This is a genomic window from Neorhizobium sp. T7_12, from assembly GCF_002968535.1.
Classification (GTDB): Bacteria; Pseudomonadota; Alphaproteobacteria; order Rhizobiales; family Rhizobiaceae; genus Neorhizobium; species Neorhizobium tomejilense.
Genome location: NZ_PVBK01000003.1, coordinates 236,980 through 253,139 on the forward strand (window position 1 = coordinate 236,980; position 16,160 = coordinate 253,139).

A 16,160-nucleotide genomic window follows, 5' to 3' on the forward strand; every position below is an offset into this window, starting at 1 on the left:
CCTTGGAATTTCGGAGAGGGGTATTTTACGTCACTGCCCCGACCTGCCACGGCACGAATTCGTTGTCGCCATAGTCGTAGATCTCGCTGAGCGTCTTCTTGCCCGAGGCGACCGCGATCACATCCTCGAAAATCCGCAGCCCCGCCTGTTCGATCGTCTCCTCGCCGGTGACGATGCCGCCGCAGTTCAAGTCCATGTCTTCCTTCATGTGCTCGTACATTTCGGAATTGGTGGCGATCTTGATGCAGGGCGACGGCTTGAAGCCCGAAACCGAGCCGCGGCCGGTGGTGAAACAGATGACGTTGCAGCCGCCCGCCACTTGCCCGGTCACCGCGACCGGATCGTAGCCGGGCGTATCCATGAACACGAAACCCGGTTCCGTGACCGTCTCGGCGAACTCGTAGACCGCCTTCAACGGCATCGAACCGCCCTTGGCGACCGCGCCGAGCGACTTTTCCAGGATCGTGGTCAGGCCGCCGAGCTTGTTGCCGTGTGACGGGTTGTTGTTCAGCTCATCGCCGTTGCGGGCGGTATAGTCCCGCCACCAGTCGATCCGCTGCAGAAGTTTTTGGGCGACGTCCGGCGTCACCGCGCGGCGGGTGAGCAGATGTTCGGCGCCGTAGATCTCCGGCGTTTCCGACAGCACCGTCGTACCGCCGTTGCGGACGATCAGGTCCGAGGCATAACCAAGCGCCGGATTGGCGGAAATCCCGGAATAACCGTCCGAACCGCCGCATTCGAGCGCCAGTTTCAGTTTCGACAGAGGTTGCGGCGTGCGCGTCGCGGCATTCACGCCGGGCAGCATTTCCTTGATGATCGCAATTGCCGCATCGATGGTCTTGCGGGTGCCGCCATGCTGCTGGATGTTCATGGTCCGCAGCCGTTCGCCCTCTTCCATGCGGTAATGTTCGAGGATCGGCGCGATCTGGTTGGTTTCGCAGCCGAGGCCGATCATCAGGATGCCGCCGAAATTCGGATGCCGTGCATATCCCTGGATGGTGCGGATCAGCAGCCGGTAACCTTCCGACTTGTTGTTGAGCGCACAGCCGCCACCATGGGTGAGCGCCACGACGCCGTCGATATTGTCGAAACCGTCCAACCCGCCCAGACGGTTGAAATAGTCGGCGATGTAGCGCGACACCGTGGCGGAACAGTTCACCGACGAGATGACGCCGATATAGTTGCGGGTGCCGGCGCCGCCAAGGCCCCGGTCATAGCCCATGAAGGTGCGCCGCTCGGCGTCCGGCAGCATGCCCTTTTCCTCGATATCGACGCTGAACTGGTGCTCGTGCTCCGAGGGCAGCATGGCAAGGTTATGCAGGTGTACATGGCTGCCGGGGGCGATGTCCTGCGTTGCGACGCCGATCACCTGGCCGTATTTCTTGACCTCGCCGCCGTTGGGTATTGCCCTGATCGCTACCTTGTGGCCGCGGCCGATCAGTTCGCGGGCCGCAAGGTCGCCGAAACCGGTCGGCGCGCCGGCCTGCATCGACCGCCGTGCGACACCCACGTCGTCGATCGGGTTCAAGATGATGATAGGTGAAGCCGCAAAATCCATTTTTTGTTTCCTCCCGAAACCGCCACAGGAATATCACCGTGTCTCGTGGTTCATCCAGCGCTGTTTCGATTCTTCCAGATGGGCATGCATCATCGCCTGGGCGAGAAGCGGGTTGCGTGTTTCCAGCGCCGCATAGATCGCCTCGTGTTCGGCCAGGGCGGCGCCCCAGGTCTGCGGGGTCTCGAACCGCACCCGGATCTGCGCCGACATCGGGCTGTGGCGCTCGTCGAACAGGTCGCCGACGATATGCGCCAGCACCGAATTGCCCGACTGGCTGGCGATGGTCAGATGGAAAAGCCGGTCGAGGTCGAGCGCCTTGCGCCCTTCGGCGATCTCCGTGCGCATCTGGTCGAGCGTCTGGCGCAGCGACCGCAACGTCTCCGGCGTGATCCTTGCCGCTGCGAGCAGGATGACCGCGCCTTCGACGGCGGCCCTTGCCTGCATCAGTTCGAGCGGGCTTTCGCCCATGGAGCCGCTTTGCCATGGCCGGCGGTCCGGCTCGGCCGTCACGTAGATACCCGACCCCATTCGGATTTCGACGCTTCCGTCGATCTCAAGCGCGATCAGCGCTTCGCGCAAGGACGGGCGCGAAACGCCAAGCTGTTGGGCAAGCTCCCGCTCCGCCGGCAGGCGTGCGCCGGCCGGAAACTGGCCGCCCTGGATCAGCACCCGGATCTGGTCGGCTATCTGCTGATACAGCCGCCGCGGTTCTGCCGTCTTGATGGGTCCGTTCATAAATTCGCCGTCCTGACAATGTGGCCTTACCATATCAGCAGGCGTGCGGAGAGCAACAAACAAATTTCAGTCGTTGATTTTCAACGACTTTAATCACTTTTGCCTCCTGTTCCTTTCGCCGTCACGGGTCGGCACGTGGGTTCTGAAAAAATTGGCTTGACCACTTCCGCCCTCAGGTTTACCCATTGTCAACGCCGGAGGGAGGAGCCGCCGGTGAATGGGCCTGACCGGCCCGGGGAGGCAAATGTGGAAAACCGTCCGGCCGAGCTTGGGCAGACTATGCATGGCGCCGCCATGCTGCCGGGCCGTGCCGCATCGGCTTCCAACACCCAGCCGCTGCTCCGCCTCGACAATATCAGCAAGGACTTCCCGGGCGTCAAAGCGCTTGCCAACGTCCATTTCGACCTCCGCCGCGGTGAGGTTCATGCGGTCTGCGGCGAAAACGGCGCAGGCAAATCGACGCTGATGAAGATCGTCAGCGGCGTCTACCAGCCGAGCGCCGGCACGATCACCTACAAGGGCGAGGAACGGCATTTCTCCTCGACGCGGGAATCCGAAGCCGCCGGCATCGCCATCATCCACCAGGAACTCAATCTCGTGCCGCACCTGACGGTGGCGGAAAACATCTATCTCGCCCGCGAGCCGCGCCGTGGTTTCCTCGGCGGAAGCTTCCTCGTCGACCGCAAGAAGCTGCGCGCCGACGCCAAGCGCTGCCTCGACCGGCTGGGGGTCGACATCAATCCGGATCGTCCGGTGCGGGGCCTGTCCGTCGCCCAGTGCCAGATGGTCGAGATCGCCAAGGCGCTGTCTCTCGACGCCGAAGTGCTGATCATGGACGAACCGACGTCGTCGCTGACCGAGCAGGAGACGCGGCTGCTGTTCAAGGTCATCCGCGACCTGAAGGCGTCGGGCGTCGGCATCGTCTATATCTCGCATAGGCTCGACGAAATGTCCGAGATCGTCGACCGGGTCACGGTGCTGCGCGACGGCCGCTACATCGCCACCGACGATTTTGTCGCCACCAGCATCGACGCGATCGTCTCCAAAATGGTCGGCCGGTCGCTGGAGGAGAAGTTTCCGGAACGGACCTCGGTCCCGAGCGACGAGGTCATCTTCTCGGCGCAAGGCCTTTCGCGCGCCGGCGTCTTCCGCGATATTTCCTTCACGCTGCGCCGCGGCGAGATCCTCGGCTTTGCCGGCCTGATGGGCGCCGGACGCACGGAAGTGGCGCGCGCTATCTTCGGCGCCGATCCGCTCGATACCGGCACGGTCACCCTGCATGGCCATACGCTGACCATCACCTCGCCGCGCGATGCGATCACCGCCGGCATCGCCTATCTGTCCGAGGACCGGAAGGCGCAAGGGCTGGCGGTCAAGATGCCGGTCGACGTCAACATGACGCTCGCCAACATGGAGGCGGTCTCGAACCGCTTCGGCCTGATCGACTTTGCCAAGCATGCCCGGGCGACGAAAGAGTACATCGATCTCCTGAACATCCGCACGCCCTCGATCAAGCAGCCGGTGCGGCTGCTTTCGGGCGGCAACCAGCAGAAGATCATCATCGGCAAATGGCTGTTCCGGAAGTCGAAGCTGCTGTTCTTCGACGAACCGACCCGCGGCATCGACGTGGGCGCCAAGCTTGCGATCTACCGGATCATGGACGAGCTTGCGGCAAACGGCATCGGCGTCGTGCTGATCAGTTCCGAGCTTCCGGAAATTCTCGGCATGACCGACCGCGTCGCCGTCTTCCACCAGGGCCGGATCACCGGCGTGCTGGAGACTGCGAAAACCGACCAGGAAGAGATCATGCGATACGCCTCCGGCTACGCTCGGTCGGCAGGATGAGGGCATAACATGGCTGAAATCACCGAAGTTTCGAAACAGAAGAGCGGCACGTTCAGCGACCGCCAGAAGGATATCATCCAGAAATTCGCCGCGCTCGGCAGCCTGTTCGTGCTGATCGGGGTGTTTTCGGCGACCAGCAGCGCCTTCTTCACCATCGACAACGGCATGACGGTGGCGCTGCAGGTGACCTCGATCGCCTTTCTCGGCATCGGCGCCACCTGCGTCATCATCACCGGCGGCATCGACCTGTCGGTCGGCTCGGTCCTGGCGCTTTCCGGGGTGGTCGCGGCGCTGGCGGTCAAGGATTTCGGAACGCCCGTCTGGCTTGGCATGATCTGCGGCATTCTCACCGGCTCGGCCTGCGGTTACGTCAATGGCATTCTCGTCACCAAGATGAAGCTGCCGCCGTTCATAGCGACACTCGGCATGATGCTGATCGCCCGCGGTGTGGCGCTGCAGATCACCGGCGCGCGGGCCGTCTCGGGGCTTGGCGAATCCTTCGGCGAGCTCGGTAACGGCTCGCTCTTCCGGGTCGTCACCATCGGCGACGACGGCTTCCCGACCATCGTTTTCCCCGGCATCCCCTACCCGGTCATCCTGATGATCGCGATCGCCATCGCCGTCTCCTACATGCTCAACCGCTCGGTGCTCGGCCGGCATATCTATGCGGTCGGCTCGAATGCGGATGCTGCGCGGCTTTCGGGCGTCAATGTCGCCCGCATCGTCAGCTTCACCTACGTTCTCTCCGGCACGCTCGCCGGCCTGACCGGCTGCGTGCTGATGTCACGCCTCGTCACCGCCCAGCCGAACGAGGGCGTGATGTACGAACTGGATGCGATCGCCAGCGCCGTGATCGGCGGCACCTCGCTGATCGGCGGCGTCGGCACGATTTCCGGAACCGCGATCGGCGCCTTCGTGATCGGCATCCTTCGCAACGGCCTCAACATGAACGGCGTCTCCGCCTTCACGCAGCAGATCATCATCGGCCTCGTCATCCTGGTCACCGTATGGATCGACCAGTTGCGCAACCGCCGCTGAGATAAGGGCACGCGGACCTTTACCCGCGAGACGTCAAGGGAGTGAGGAGCTCTCTAGAAAAACCGGCCGTTTCAGGCCAACGAAAAGAGGAGGAAGACATGAAAAAGCTTGCTGCCGCACTGCTGACATCCGTGATCGCACTGACTGCGTTCTCGGCTCAGGCTGGCGAAATCGCCGTGATCGTGAAGACCGTCAATTCCACCTTCTGGCAGAATGTCCAGAAGGGTGCCGATGCCGCCATGAAGGCCGGCGGGGGCAGCAACACCATGACCTTCCAGGGACCGGCTGCGGAATCCGCGATCGCCGACCAGGTCAACATGGTCGAGAACGCCGTCAACCGCAAGGTTTCCGGCATCGTGCTGGCGCCGTCCGATCCGGACGCACTGGTTCCGGCCGTCAAGAAGGCCTGGGAAGCCCGCATTCCGGTCATCATCGTCGACTCGCTGCTCGCCAAGGGATCCGAGCAGTATTACCAGTCGTTCCTCGCCACCGACAACAAGAAGGCCGGCGAGCTTGCCGCCAAGGCGCTGATCGACAAGGTGGGCAAGGAAGGCAAGATCGCCGTGATGTCCTACGTCGCGGGTGCCGGCTCGGAAATCGGCCGTGTCGGTGGCTTTACCGACTATATCAAGGCGAACTCGAAGCTGACCATCGTCGGACCGTTCTACTCGCAGTCCCAGATGGCGACCGCGCTCAACCAGACGACCGACGTGCTTGCCGCCAATTCCGACCTCAAGGGCATTTTCGGCGCCAACGAGCCGACGGCGATCGGCATGGGCCGCGCGCTGAAACAGTCCGGCAAGGCCGGCAAGGTGGTCGCGATCGGGTTTGACGGAAACCAGGACCTGCAGGAATTCGTGAAAGACGGAACGCTTTCCGCCATCGCGGTGCAGGGCTCCTTCCAGATGGGCGAACTCGGCGTCAAGACCGTGCTCCAGTCGATCAACAAGGAGAAGGTCGAAAAGTTCGTCGATACCGGTGTCGTCGTCGTCACCAAGGACAATATCGACAAACCGGAAGCCAAGAACGTTCTCTACTAACCTTACCCCCAGCGGGCGCGCATCGCGAATGGTGCGCGTCCGTGATCCTATTCCAAAGGACTTCGGACGATCCCATGAATGTCACCGAGCGCCGCAAGCTGCCCCACGCCTCCGTCGAATTGACCCAGATGGGGCTCGGCTGCGCGCAGATGGGCAGTCTCTACCACAAGACCTCCTACGAGGAATCGGCCGGCGCCTTTGGAGCCGCCTGGGAGGCCGGCATCCGCTATTACGATACGGCGCCCTTCTACGGATATACGCGTTCCGAACGGCGGCTCGGCACCATGCTGACGGACCTGCCGCGCGGCGACTTCGTGCTCAGCACCAAGGTCGGCCGGCTCATGCAGCCGGACGAGACGGTCGGCTCGCAGGAAGATGGGTATGTCGAGCCGCTGCCCTTCCGGCCGGTCTTCGATTACAGCTACGACGGCATCATGTGGTCCTTCGAGGCAAGCCAGCAGCGGCTCGGCATCCTCAAGCCCGATATTCTCTACATCCACGATATCGGCAGCATGACCCATGGCGACCGGCATCAGCACTACTGGTACCAGCTCACCGCCGGCGGCGGCTTTCGCGCGCTGAAGAAGCTGCGTGAGGAAGGGCTTACCAAGGCGGTCGGCCTCGGCGTCAACGAATGGGAGATCATCCGCGACGCGATGCAGGTCTTCGATATCGACGTCGCCATGCTCGCCGGCCGTTACACGCTACTTGAACAGCAGAGCCTTTCCTTCATGGACGACTGCGCCAGCCAAGGCGTCGGCATCGTGGTGGCCGGGCCGTTCAATTCCGGCCTGCTCGCCGGCAACCGCAAATTCAATTATACCGACGCTCCTGCCGATATTCTCGCCCGCGTCGACGTGTTGCGCGCGGCTTGCGAGGAAGAGGGCGTCAGCCTGCAGGCGGCGGCATTGCAATTCCCCCTCGCCCATCCGGCCGTGGTGACCGTCGTCTCCGGCGCACGCACCGCCGAACAGATCAAGTCGAATGTCGACTGGTTCGGAGAAGAAATCCCGGCCTCCTTCTGGTCACGCCTGAAAACCCGCGGGCTGATCGCCGATGGCGCACCGCTGCCCTGCCAGGGGGGCTGAACCATGCGGATCGACGCGCATCAGCATTTCTGGCGGATCGCGGACCGGACCGGCCAATGGCCGCCGGCCGAGCTTCAGGCAATTCACCGGGACTTCCTGCCCGGCGATATGCGCCCGCTTCTCGATGCCGCCGGCATCGACGGCACGGTGCTGGTGCAGACCATGGAGAGCGAGGCGGACACCGCCTTCATGCTCGATGTCGCCGACAAGACGCCCTTCATCCTCGGCGTGGTCGGCTGGACCGATATGAAGGCGCCCGGCGCGCCGGCAGCCATTGCCCGGCTGGCCCGGCATCCGAAGCTTAAAGGGCTGCGGCCGATGCTGCAGGATATCGCCGACGACCTCTGGATCAACGATCCGGCGCTCGATGCAGCCGTGGCAGCTATGTGCGAGCACAATCTGGTCTTCGACGCGCTGGTGCTGCCGCGCCACCTCGAACCGCTGCTTGCCTTCGCCCGGCGACACCCGGATCTGCCGATCGTCATCGACCACGGTGCCAAGCCGCCGATTGCTGAAGGCCGTTTCATCGACTGGTATGCGCGGATGAAAGTGCTCGCCGAACTGCCGAACGTTCATTGCAAGCTGTCCGGCCTGCTGACCGAGGCGGGCGACCAGAAGCCCCAGGCGGTTCGGCCCTATGCCGAAACCATTTTCGACCTGTTCGGCCGAGAACGGGTCATCTGGGGCAGCGATTGGCCGGTGCTGAGGCTTGCCGGAGATTACCAGACCTGGCTGGACCAATGCCTCGATATCGTGCCCGCCGACGCTCATGGCGAGGTCTTCGGCGGCAATGCCCAGCGTTTCTATCGACTCGGAGCGTAAGAGTATGCTGACTATCATCTGCGACGAACCAGGCAAACTCAGCGCCATCGACCGCCCCAAACCTCTTCGCGGCGAGGGTGAAGTGCTGGTGAAGCTGCGGCGCATCGGCGTCTGCGGTACCGACCTGCACATCTTCACCGGCAACCAGCCCTATCTCTCTTATCCGCGCGTCATGGGTCACGAGCTCGCCGGAACGGTCGAGGAAGCACCGGCCGGCAGTGCGCTTGAGGTCGGCGATACCGTCTCGATCATGCCCTATATCTCCTGCGGCCACTGCCATGCGTGCCTCAAGGGCCGGACCAATTGCTGCCGCAACCTCGGCGTCCTCGGCGTGCATCGCGACGGCGGCATGACCGAATATCTGAGCCTGCCGGAAGAATTCGTGCTGAAGGCCGAAGGCCTTTCGCTCGATCAGGCGGCCATGGTGGAATTTCTGGCGATCGGCGCCCATGCGGTTGCCCGCGCCCGGATCGAGCCGGGACAGAGCGTTCTGGTCACCGGCGCCGGTCCGATCGGGCTGGCGGTCGCGATCTTCGCGACGCTTGAGGGCGCAGCGGTGACGCTTCTCGACAGCCGTGGCGACCGGCTGGACTTCGCCCGCCAGCAGCTTGGGCTCGCCTCCACGGTTCGACTTGGTCCGGACGACCACGATCAGCTCTCAGGCCTGACCGGCGGCGACTTCTTCGACGCCGTCTTCGATGCGACCGGCAATCCGAAAGCGATCGAACGCGGGTTCGGTTTCGTCGCCCATGGCGGCACCTACGTGCTCGTCTCGATCGTTTCGAGCGACATCACCTTTTCCGATCCGGAATTCCACAAGCGCGAGACGACGCTGCTCGGCAGCCGCAATGCGACGGCCGCGGATTTCGAGCGGGTGATGCAGGCCATGCGCGAGGGCAGGATCCCCGCGGCCCTGATCACCCATAGAATGGTGCTGTCGGAAGTACCGGAACGTTTTGCAGGACTGACCGATCCGGCGGCAGGCGTCGTCAAGGCGCTGGTGGAAGTCTGAAGGAGGCGATGATGCAGCGAATGGGCATGGTGATCGGCATCGAGCCGCAGATGATCGCGGAATACAAGCGCCTGCACGCCGCCGTCTGGCCGGACGTGCTCGCCCTCATCAGCCGCGCCAACATCCGGAACTATACGATCTTCCTGCGCGAGCCGGAGAACCTGCTGTTCGGCACCTGGGAATATCACGGCACCGATTTCGAAGCCGACATGGCAAAAATAGCCGCCGACCCTAAAAATCAGGAATGGTGGTCTCTCACCATCCCTTGCCAGAAGCCGCTCGACAGCCGCAAAGAAGGCGAGTGGTGGGCGATGATGGAAGAGGTCTTTCATCTGGATTGAGGATCTCCTCAATCAGACTGACGGCCCGCCAAAACGGTATGAGAACCGGCAATTCGAGGATAAGACATGACGATCAGACTTGATGGAAAAACCGCATTGGTGACCGCCGCAGGCCAGGGCATCGGCCGGGCGGCGGCGCTCGCCTTTGCAGAAGCCGGCGCGATGGTCCATGCAACCGATATCAATGAAGGCTTGCTGGCTGCGCTGCCGAAACTCGACAACCTGAGAACCGCAAGGCTCGACGTGCTGGATAACGCGGCCATCGTCGCCTGTGTCGAGCGCATCGGCACGGTCGACATCCTCTTCAACTGCGCCGGTTTCGTTCACGGGGGCTCGATCCTCGAGATGAAGGACAGCGACTTCGATTTCGCCCTCGACCTCAACGTCCGGGCGATGATCCGCACCATCCGGGCGGTGCTGCCCGGCATGCTTGCGAAAAAGGACGGCGCGATCATCAACATGTCTTCCGTCGCTTCCAGCATCAAGGGCGTGCCGAACCGCTTCGCCTATGGCGTCACCAAGGCCGCCGTGATCGGGCTCACAAAATCCGTCGCCGCCGATTATGTGACCGACGGCATCCGTTGCAACGCCATCTGCCCGGGCACCGTCGAAAGCCCTTCGCTACAGGACCGCATGCGGGCCCAGGGCAATTACGATGAGGCCCGCGCCGCCTTCATCGCCCGCCAGCCGATGGGCCGGCTCGGCACTCCGGAAGAAATCGCCGAGCTCGCCCTCTACCTCGCCGGCGCCACCTATACATCAGGCCAGGCTTACGCCATCGACGGCGGCTGGACCATCTGAGGCAATACGAGAGAACCATGACCCGCATCACCGATCTCCGCGTCTTCGATCTTCGTTTCCCCACATCGCAGAGCCTCGACGGCTCCGACGCGATGAACCCGGACCCGGATTATTCGGCGGCCTATGTCATCCTCGATACCGATAGCGGAGATCTTGCCGGACACGGCCTGACCTTCACGATCGGGCGGGGCAACGACATCTGCTGCATGGCGATCAAGGCGATGCGGCATCTGGTGGTCGGACAGGAACTCGAAACCTTCGCCAAGGCGCCCGGAAAATTCTGGCGGCATCTGACCAGCGACAGCCAGCTGCGCTGGATCGGGCCGGACAAAGGCGCCATCCACCTCGCCACCGGCGCCGTCGTCAACGCCTTCTGGGATCTGCTCGCCAAGCAGAAGGGCAAGCCGGTCTGGCAGCTGGTTGCCGAGATGTCGGCGGAAGAGATCGCCGATATCGTCGATTATCGCTACCTGACCGACGTGCTGTCGCGCGAGGATGCGCTGGCGATCCTGAAACGGGCGGAAGTGGGCAAGGCGGAGCGCATCGAGGTGCTGAAGCGCGAGGGTTATGCCTGCTACACGACGTCGGCCGGCTGGCTCGGTTATCCAGAAGAGAAGCTGCGCCGGCTGTGCAGGCAAGCCGTCGATGCAGGCTTCAACCATGTGAAGATGAAGGTCGGCCGCGATCTCGAAGACGATATCAGGCGCCTGACCATCGCCCGCGAAGTGATCGGTCCCGACCGTTACCTGATGATCGATGCCAACCAGGTCTGGGAGGTCGGCCAGGCGATCGACTGGGTCAACAAACTTGCCTTTGCAAAACCCTTCTTCATCGAGGAGCCGACCAGCCCGGACGACATTGCCGGCCACCGCAAAATCCGAGAGGCGATCGGTCCCGTAAAGGTCGCGACCGGCGAGATGTGCCAGAACCGCATCATGTTCAAGCAGTTCATCGCCGAAGGCGCGATCGACATCGTGCAGATCGATTCATGCCGCATGGGCGGGCTGAACGAGGTGCTGGCGGTGCTGCTGCTCGCGGCGAAATACGGCCTTCCCGTCTGGCCGCATGCCGGCGGCGTCGGCCTGTGCGAATATGTGCAGCATCTGTCGATGATCGACTACATTGCCGTATCGGGCACCAAGGAAGGCCGGGTGATCGAATATGTCGACCACCTGCATGAGCATTTCGTCGAGCCCTGCATCATCGAAAACGCGGCCTATATGCCACCGGTGCGACCGGGTTTCTCGATCGAGATGAAACCGCAATCGATCGCCGACTACACCTTCAAGGGCTGATACAAGAGCACGCCCACGAGGATGCCGGCATCAGCCGGCATTCAGTTTTTCAAGCTCCGCGTTCACCTGCGCGCGCCATGCGCTGTTCTCCGTGAGAGCCTGGGGGAACAGGCCCGCAATCGCGAAGAAGGGTGCCGACGGATCCTCCGCCGTCATCCTGGCGGCGGCAGTCTTCAGCTCAGCCGCGCGCGGATCGTTGATCTCCGCAGTCTTGCGCGCATAGGCGATCCAGAGCGCCACAACGTAAGCCGCAGACGACGCATCTCCACCATTCGCCAGCGCTTCCACGGCGCCTGCGAAGATGCGCTGCGGCAGTTTCTGGGTGCCGTCCATGGCGATCTGCTGCGTCTTGTGGGCGATGGTCGGGTTCTCGAAGCGCTCGATCAGCTGGTCCATATAGCCGCCGAGATCGATGCCCGGCACCGGATCGAGTGTCTTCACCGCCTCCGCCATGTGGCGGCGCACCAGCGCCCGGTATTCCGGCACGGCCATCACGTCGCGGACGAATGTGAGGTCCTTCAACTGGCCGAGATAGGCAACCAGCGAATGGGAACCGTTGAGCAGCCGCAGCTTCATCTTCTCATAAGGCTCGACATCGTCGACGAAAAGCGCGCCGCCGGCCTCCCATTTCGGCCGGCCGGCCAGGAAATGGTCCTCGATCACCCATTGCATGAAGGGTTCCGTGCCGAGCGCCAGCCTGTCCTCGGCGCCGATCAGCGTTTCGGCAAGCTCCCGCGTCTCGTCGGTGGCGGCCGGCACGATGCGATCGACCATGCTGGACGGAAAGGCGCCGTGGCCGGCGATCCAGTTGGCGAGCGCCGGATCCCGGGCGCCGGCCAGTTCGATCACCAGCCGCCGCACGATCCGCCCGTTGGTCGGCAGGTTGTCGCAGCAAAGCACGGTAAAAGGCGGCAGGCCCGCGGCATGGCGGCGCGAAAGGCCTTCGACCAGATAACCGATCACACCTTTTGGCGAGGTCGGATCGTCAAGATCGGCCTTGACGGAGGGATGGGTGCGGTCGAGCCCGCCGGATACCGGGTCGATGCCATAGGCCTTTTCGGTGACGGTGATGGTGACGATCCGGATTGCCGGGTCGGCCATCAGCGCCAGGATTTCCGCCTGGTCCTCGACGCCCGACAGGCCTTTTGTGACCGAGCCGACGACCTGGGCGCTGTCGCCTGCGGCGCTGCGGGCAACCACAGAATAAAGCCCATCCTGCGCCGCAAGATCATGGACGATGTCGACCGAGCGTAAGCTGACGCCGACAATACCCCAGTCCCCGAACTCCGCGGCCAGCGCGGCATCCGTATAGACCGCCTGATGGGCGCGGTGGAATGCGCCAAGCCCGATATGCAGGATGCCGGGCTTCAGAAGAGCCCGGTCGAAACCGGGTGCGGTGACATGGGGGGCAAGTGCGGTGGAGGCGGAAAGGCGTGGCATTCTTTGATCATGATGCCCTGAAATACTCGCGGGCATCCTCCCTTATTGACGCCAGCAGTGATAGCCCTGCGCAAGTGCATGGGTCAACGGGCATAGTCCCGATACCTGCCCCCGAAAGCCGGAGATTCCAATCGGGGCGGCACGCAAGAGCCGGGAGCGGCGCTTTCAAAACATGCAAAATCTGATAGTGACGAACCATCGGGGCGCGGGGGCGCCCGGCACATCCACCGATAGACCGGAGACCGGCCGGGTCTTTGGCACGGACGTTGCGGACAGGGGGCATTCATGCGTTTTCTGGCAGTTGTTTCGGTGGCGTTCGGCTTGGCTCTGGCGGGCTGCTCGCAGGTAGCGGAAAAGGCGGAAAATGCCGCCAACCGGTCCTTCACCAGCTATGCGATGGGCCGCCCCTATGCGGAGGTGGCCAATGTCAACCAGTCGACCCTGGCGCGGCTTTCCGGCTCCGAGGCGACGTTCGGGCCGATGATCGGCACGACGCCGCTGAAGAACGGGATGACGATCTACCGGCATATCGCACCGGCAGCAACGACCGAGACCGGTTCGAGCTTCGGCGGGCTGGTCGGCCGCTCGACCGTGTCGCAGACCAACCGGCTTTCCTATTTCCTGGTCGGTGCCGACGGCATCATCAAGGACTGGGCGACCGGCGCGGTACAGGGCAATGTCAGCGACTGCGTGCAATATGTCGGCGGCATCATCAACCGCTGCGCCGACATGCGCCAGGTCGAGGCCTCGCTTGCACTCTACGACATGCGCGTGACGACCAGGGGCGGACAGCCGATCTCGGCCTGGGGAGAGCCGGCGGCGGCAGCCGCACCTCCGGCTGTGCCCGCGGCGCGCTGAGCCACCCGGCTTTCGCAGGTGGCGCCCCTTGGCGGCGGCTTTTCCGATATTATCTCCGGTCATGGCATCCGCTTTTTTCACGCCAGGAGACCGACAATGACCGCCCCGCATCCGTCCAAGACGCATATCGGCAATCACAAGCTCCATCCCGAAACGCAGATGCTGAACTACGGTTACGATCCGGAGCTTTCCGAGGGTGCGGTCAAGCCGCCGGTCTTCCTCACCTCCACCTTCGTGTTCAAGTCCGCCGAGGAGGGCCGCGACTTCTTCGACTTCGTCTCCGGGCGCCGCGAGCCGCCGGCGGGCACCGGGGCGGGGCTGGTTTATTCGCGCTTCAACCATCCCAACAGCGAGATCGTCGAGGACCGGCTGGCGGTCTATGAGCGCACCGAAAGCTGCGTGCTGTTTTCCTCCGGCATGTCAGCGATCGCCACGACGCTAATGGCGTTCGTGCGCCCCGGCGACGCCGTACTGCATTCGCAGCCGCTTTATGGCGGCACCGAAACGCTGCTTGCGAAAACCTTCCTCAACATGGGTGTCGCGGCGGTCGGGTTTGCGGACGGAGTCAACGAGCAGTCGGTGACGGCGGCGGCCGAAGAAGCGATGGGCAAGGGCCGCGTCTCGGTGATCCTGATCGAGACGCCGGCGAACCCGACCAACAGCCTGGTGGACGTGGCGATGATCCGCCGGGTGGCCGAGGCGATCGGCGAAAAACAGGGCCATCGTCCGGTGATCGCCTGCGACAACACGCTGCTCGGCCCGGTCTTCCAGCGGCCGATCGAGCACGGGGCGGATATCTCGCTTTATTCGCTGACCAAATATGTCGGCGGCCATTCGGACCTGATCGCCGGCGCCGCACTCGGTGCCAAGGCGGTGATGAAACAGGTGAAGGCGCTGCGCGGGGCGATCGGCACGCAGCTCGACCCGCATTCCTGCTGGATGCTTGGCCGCAGCCTGGAAACACTGTCGATCCGCATGGAAAAGGCCAATACCAACGCGCTCGCCGTCGCCGATTTCCTGCGCGGACATCCGAATGTCGAGAACATCCACTACCTGCCCTATCACGACCCGGCATCGCCGGTCGGACAAGTATTTGCGGCGCAGTGCACGGGCGGCGGCTCGACCTTTTCCTTCGATATCAGGGGCGGCCAGCCGGCCTCGTTCCGGTTCTTGAACGCGCTGCAGATCTTCAAGCTGGCGGTGAGCCTCGGGGGCACGGAATCACTTGCCAGCCACCCCGCGACCATGACCCATTCCGGCGTGCCCGCCGAGGTGCGCTTAAGGATCGGGGTGCTCGATTCGACCATCCGCCTGTCGATCGGCATCGAGCACCCCGACGATCTGATCGCCGACCTGACGATCGCGCTCGACAAGGCGTGACGGGCACATGGTGCCGCCTGGAGACGGCCGGCATAGGGCGCCGTCATTCGCCTGCGTTCGGGCCTGCCGCTGCCACCCTCGGCTCGTCGTCGCCCTCGCCGCCGAGCCGCCTCATACCCGCCAGCACCTTCCGCTAACGCGCACCACCGGGGCCGATACAGCGCGGGAAGGCGCCGTGGCAACCTGGCTTGGCGCGATGCGCTTCCGAAAGCAACCCCTCTGCAGGCTTGGCCCGGCGGCAGGAAGAACGGTCGCAGTTTTCCAGAAGCCGAGATAGGTCTTGAAATACTGATGAGCTTCTGGACCTCGCGGGATTTCCAGCTTTTCGCCAACGCTTTGAACTCGGCCCAGGCCGATCCGGGCAGATAGGGTGCTTTGTCCTTCCTCCAAGAGGCGCAAGCACTCCAACAGTTGGCGGTCAGTGGCCGCTGGCCTCGCGCAGGAGCCGAGATACAGCAGCCGATCGACGGTTGTTGGCTATCTCGGCAGCACCGAGCCGCAAAGGGCTGCCGAGGCGACCGCCTTCATTGCATGGCGGGATGCCGCATTGGACTACTTGTTCCAGAACTTCGCCGCCGACGAGGCCGGCGAAGCAGCGCCGTCGACCATTGAAGACTTCATCAGCGGCATAGGCGCCGATTGCCTTGCCGAGCTTCAAGGGAGAATAGCTGCCCATGCAAGGGCCTGCGCCGGTCCGCCGTGGTGCAGGCCCCCAACCTGACGCAGAACAAACAGGTTCAAAAAGAAGAGGGCTCGCCCGTTTTTCCCGTTCGAGCCCTCAACAGTCTCTTGGCGGTGGGAACATCGCAGATAACCTGAGATACGTCATCCCCCGTTCAGGTTACGCCAAATGACGTAATCTCGCTCGCCGGCATGCCGGTCTGGTGGCTCCCAGCCGCCAAGAAGG

At 63.3% G+C, this 16,160-nt stretch carries 15 protein-coding genes; 11 read left to right on the forward strand and 4 right to left on the reverse strand.

What is annotated here, in order from left to right; all coding sequences use genetic code 11:
• Positions 1 to 25: 25 nt before the first annotated feature.
• Together C5J26_RS10165 and C5J26_RS10170 are read right to left on the reverse strand one after the other, a co-directional pair.
• Complete coding sequence (locus C5J26_RS10165) at positions 26 to 1,558, reverse strand: UxaA family hydrolase (RefSeq protein WP_105401639.1); 1,533 nt, start codon at positions 1,556 to 1,558, stop codon at positions 26 to 28.
• Between the two features lie 33 nt (positions 1,559 to 1,591).
• Entirely contained in the window at positions 1,592 to 2,293 is a 702-nt protein-coding gene (locus C5J26_RS10170; protein ID WP_046638285.1) for a FadR/GntR family transcriptional regulator, read from the reverse strand.
• Positions 2,294 to 2,587: 294 nt separating this feature from the next.
• Here C5J26_RS10170 and C5J26_RS10175 point away from each other — a divergent pair, with 294 nt between their 5' ends.
• The 9 genes from C5J26_RS10175 to C5J26_RS10215 all read left to right on the forward strand — a co-directional run bounded on the left by C5J26_RS10175 (position 2,588) and on the right by C5J26_RS10215 (position 11,575).
• Positions 2,588 to 4,138, forward strand: a complete 1,551-nt coding sequence (locus C5J26_RS10175; RefSeq protein WP_105401866.1) for a sugar ABC transporter ATP-binding protein — start codon at positions 2,588 to 2,590, stop codon at positions 4,136 to 4,138.
• A gap of 9 nt (positions 4,139 to 4,147) precedes the next feature.
• On the forward strand, positions 4,148 to 5,176 hold the full coding sequence (locus C5J26_RS10180; protein WP_105401640.1) for an ABC transporter permease: 1,029 nt from the start codon (positions 4,148 to 4,150) through the stop codon (positions 5,174 to 5,176).
• A 98-nt stretch (positions 5,177 to 5,274) separates the two neighbouring features.
• On the forward strand, positions 5,275 to 6,216 hold the full coding sequence (locus C5J26_RS10185) for an ABC transporter substrate-binding protein (RefSeq protein ID WP_046607376.1): 942 nt from the start codon (positions 5,275 to 5,277) through the stop codon (positions 6,214 to 6,216).
• Positions 6,217 to 6,290: 74 nt separating this feature from the next.
• Positions 6,291 to 7,304, forward strand: coding sequence for an aldo/keto reductase (locus C5J26_RS10190; protein ID WP_105401641.1), 1,014 nt, complete (start codon positions 6,291 to 6,293; stop codon positions 7,302 to 7,304).
• Between the two features lie 3 nt (positions 7,305 to 7,307).
• Positions 7,308 to 8,126 (forward strand): amidohydrolase, encoded by an 819-nt coding sequence (locus tag C5J26_RS10195; RefSeq protein WP_105401642.1) that lies wholly within the window; start codon positions 7,308 to 7,310, stop codon positions 8,124 to 8,126.
• A 4-nt stretch (positions 8,127 to 8,130) separates the two neighbouring features.
• Complete coding sequence (locus tag C5J26_RS10200) at positions 8,131 to 9,138, forward strand: zinc-binding alcohol dehydrogenase family protein (RefSeq protein ID WP_105401643.1); 1,008 nt, start codon at positions 8,131 to 8,133, stop codon at positions 9,136 to 9,138.
• An 11-nt stretch (positions 9,139 to 9,149) separates the two neighbouring features.
• A complete protein-coding gene (locus tag C5J26_RS10205) occupies positions 9,150 to 9,479 on the forward strand; it encodes an L-rhamnose mutarotase (protein WP_105401867.1) in 330 nt (109 codons plus the stop codon).
• Between the two features lie 66 nt (positions 9,480 to 9,545).
• Complete coding sequence (locus tag C5J26_RS10210; RefSeq protein WP_105401644.1) at positions 9,546 to 10,280, forward strand: SDR family oxidoreductase; 735 nt, start codon at positions 9,546 to 9,548, stop codon at positions 10,278 to 10,280.
• A gap of 17 nt (positions 10,281 to 10,297) precedes the next feature.
• Positions 10,298 to 11,575 (forward strand): L-fuconate dehydratase, encoded by a 1,278-nt coding sequence (locus tag C5J26_RS10215; RefSeq protein WP_105401645.1) that lies wholly within the window; start codon positions 10,298 to 10,300, stop codon positions 11,573 to 11,575.
• 30 nt (positions 11,576 to 11,605) lie between these two features.
• Here the strand turns inward: C5J26_RS10215 and C5J26_RS10220 are convergent, their stop codons facing one another.
• Positions 11,606 to 13,015, reverse strand: coding sequence for a mannitol dehydrogenase family protein (locus tag C5J26_RS10220; RefSeq protein ID WP_105401646.1), 1,410 nt, complete (start codon positions 13,013 to 13,015; stop codon positions 11,606 to 11,608).
• A 285-nt stretch (positions 13,016 to 13,300) separates the two neighbouring features.
• Between C5J26_RS10220 and C5J26_RS10225 the strand changes: the two genes are divergently transcribed.
• Both C5J26_RS10225 and C5J26_RS10230 read left to right on the forward strand, forming a co-directional pair.
• Positions 13,301 to 13,873: a hypothetical protein gene (locus tag C5J26_RS10225; RefSeq protein WP_105401647.1), complete on the forward strand. Its 573-nt coding sequence runs from the start codon at positions 13,301 to 13,303 to the stop codon at positions 13,871 to 13,873.
• A 96-nt stretch (positions 13,874 to 13,969) separates the two neighbouring features.
• Complete coding sequence (locus C5J26_RS10230; protein ID WP_105401648.1) at positions 13,970 to 15,253, forward strand: cystathionine gamma-synthase family protein; 1,284 nt, start codon at positions 13,970 to 13,972, stop codon at positions 15,251 to 15,253.
• Positions 15,254 to 15,671: 418 nt separating this feature from the next.
• Here the strand turns inward: C5J26_RS10230 and C5J26_RS10235 are convergent, their stop codons facing one another.
• The gene (locus C5J26_RS10235; RefSeq protein WP_105401649.1) at positions 15,672 to 15,929 is read right to left on the reverse strand and encodes a hypothetical protein; all 258 of its coding nucleotides are present in this window, start codon (positions 15,927 to 15,929) and stop codon (positions 15,672 to 15,674) included.
• Positions 15,930 to 16,160: the final 231 nt, after the last annotated feature.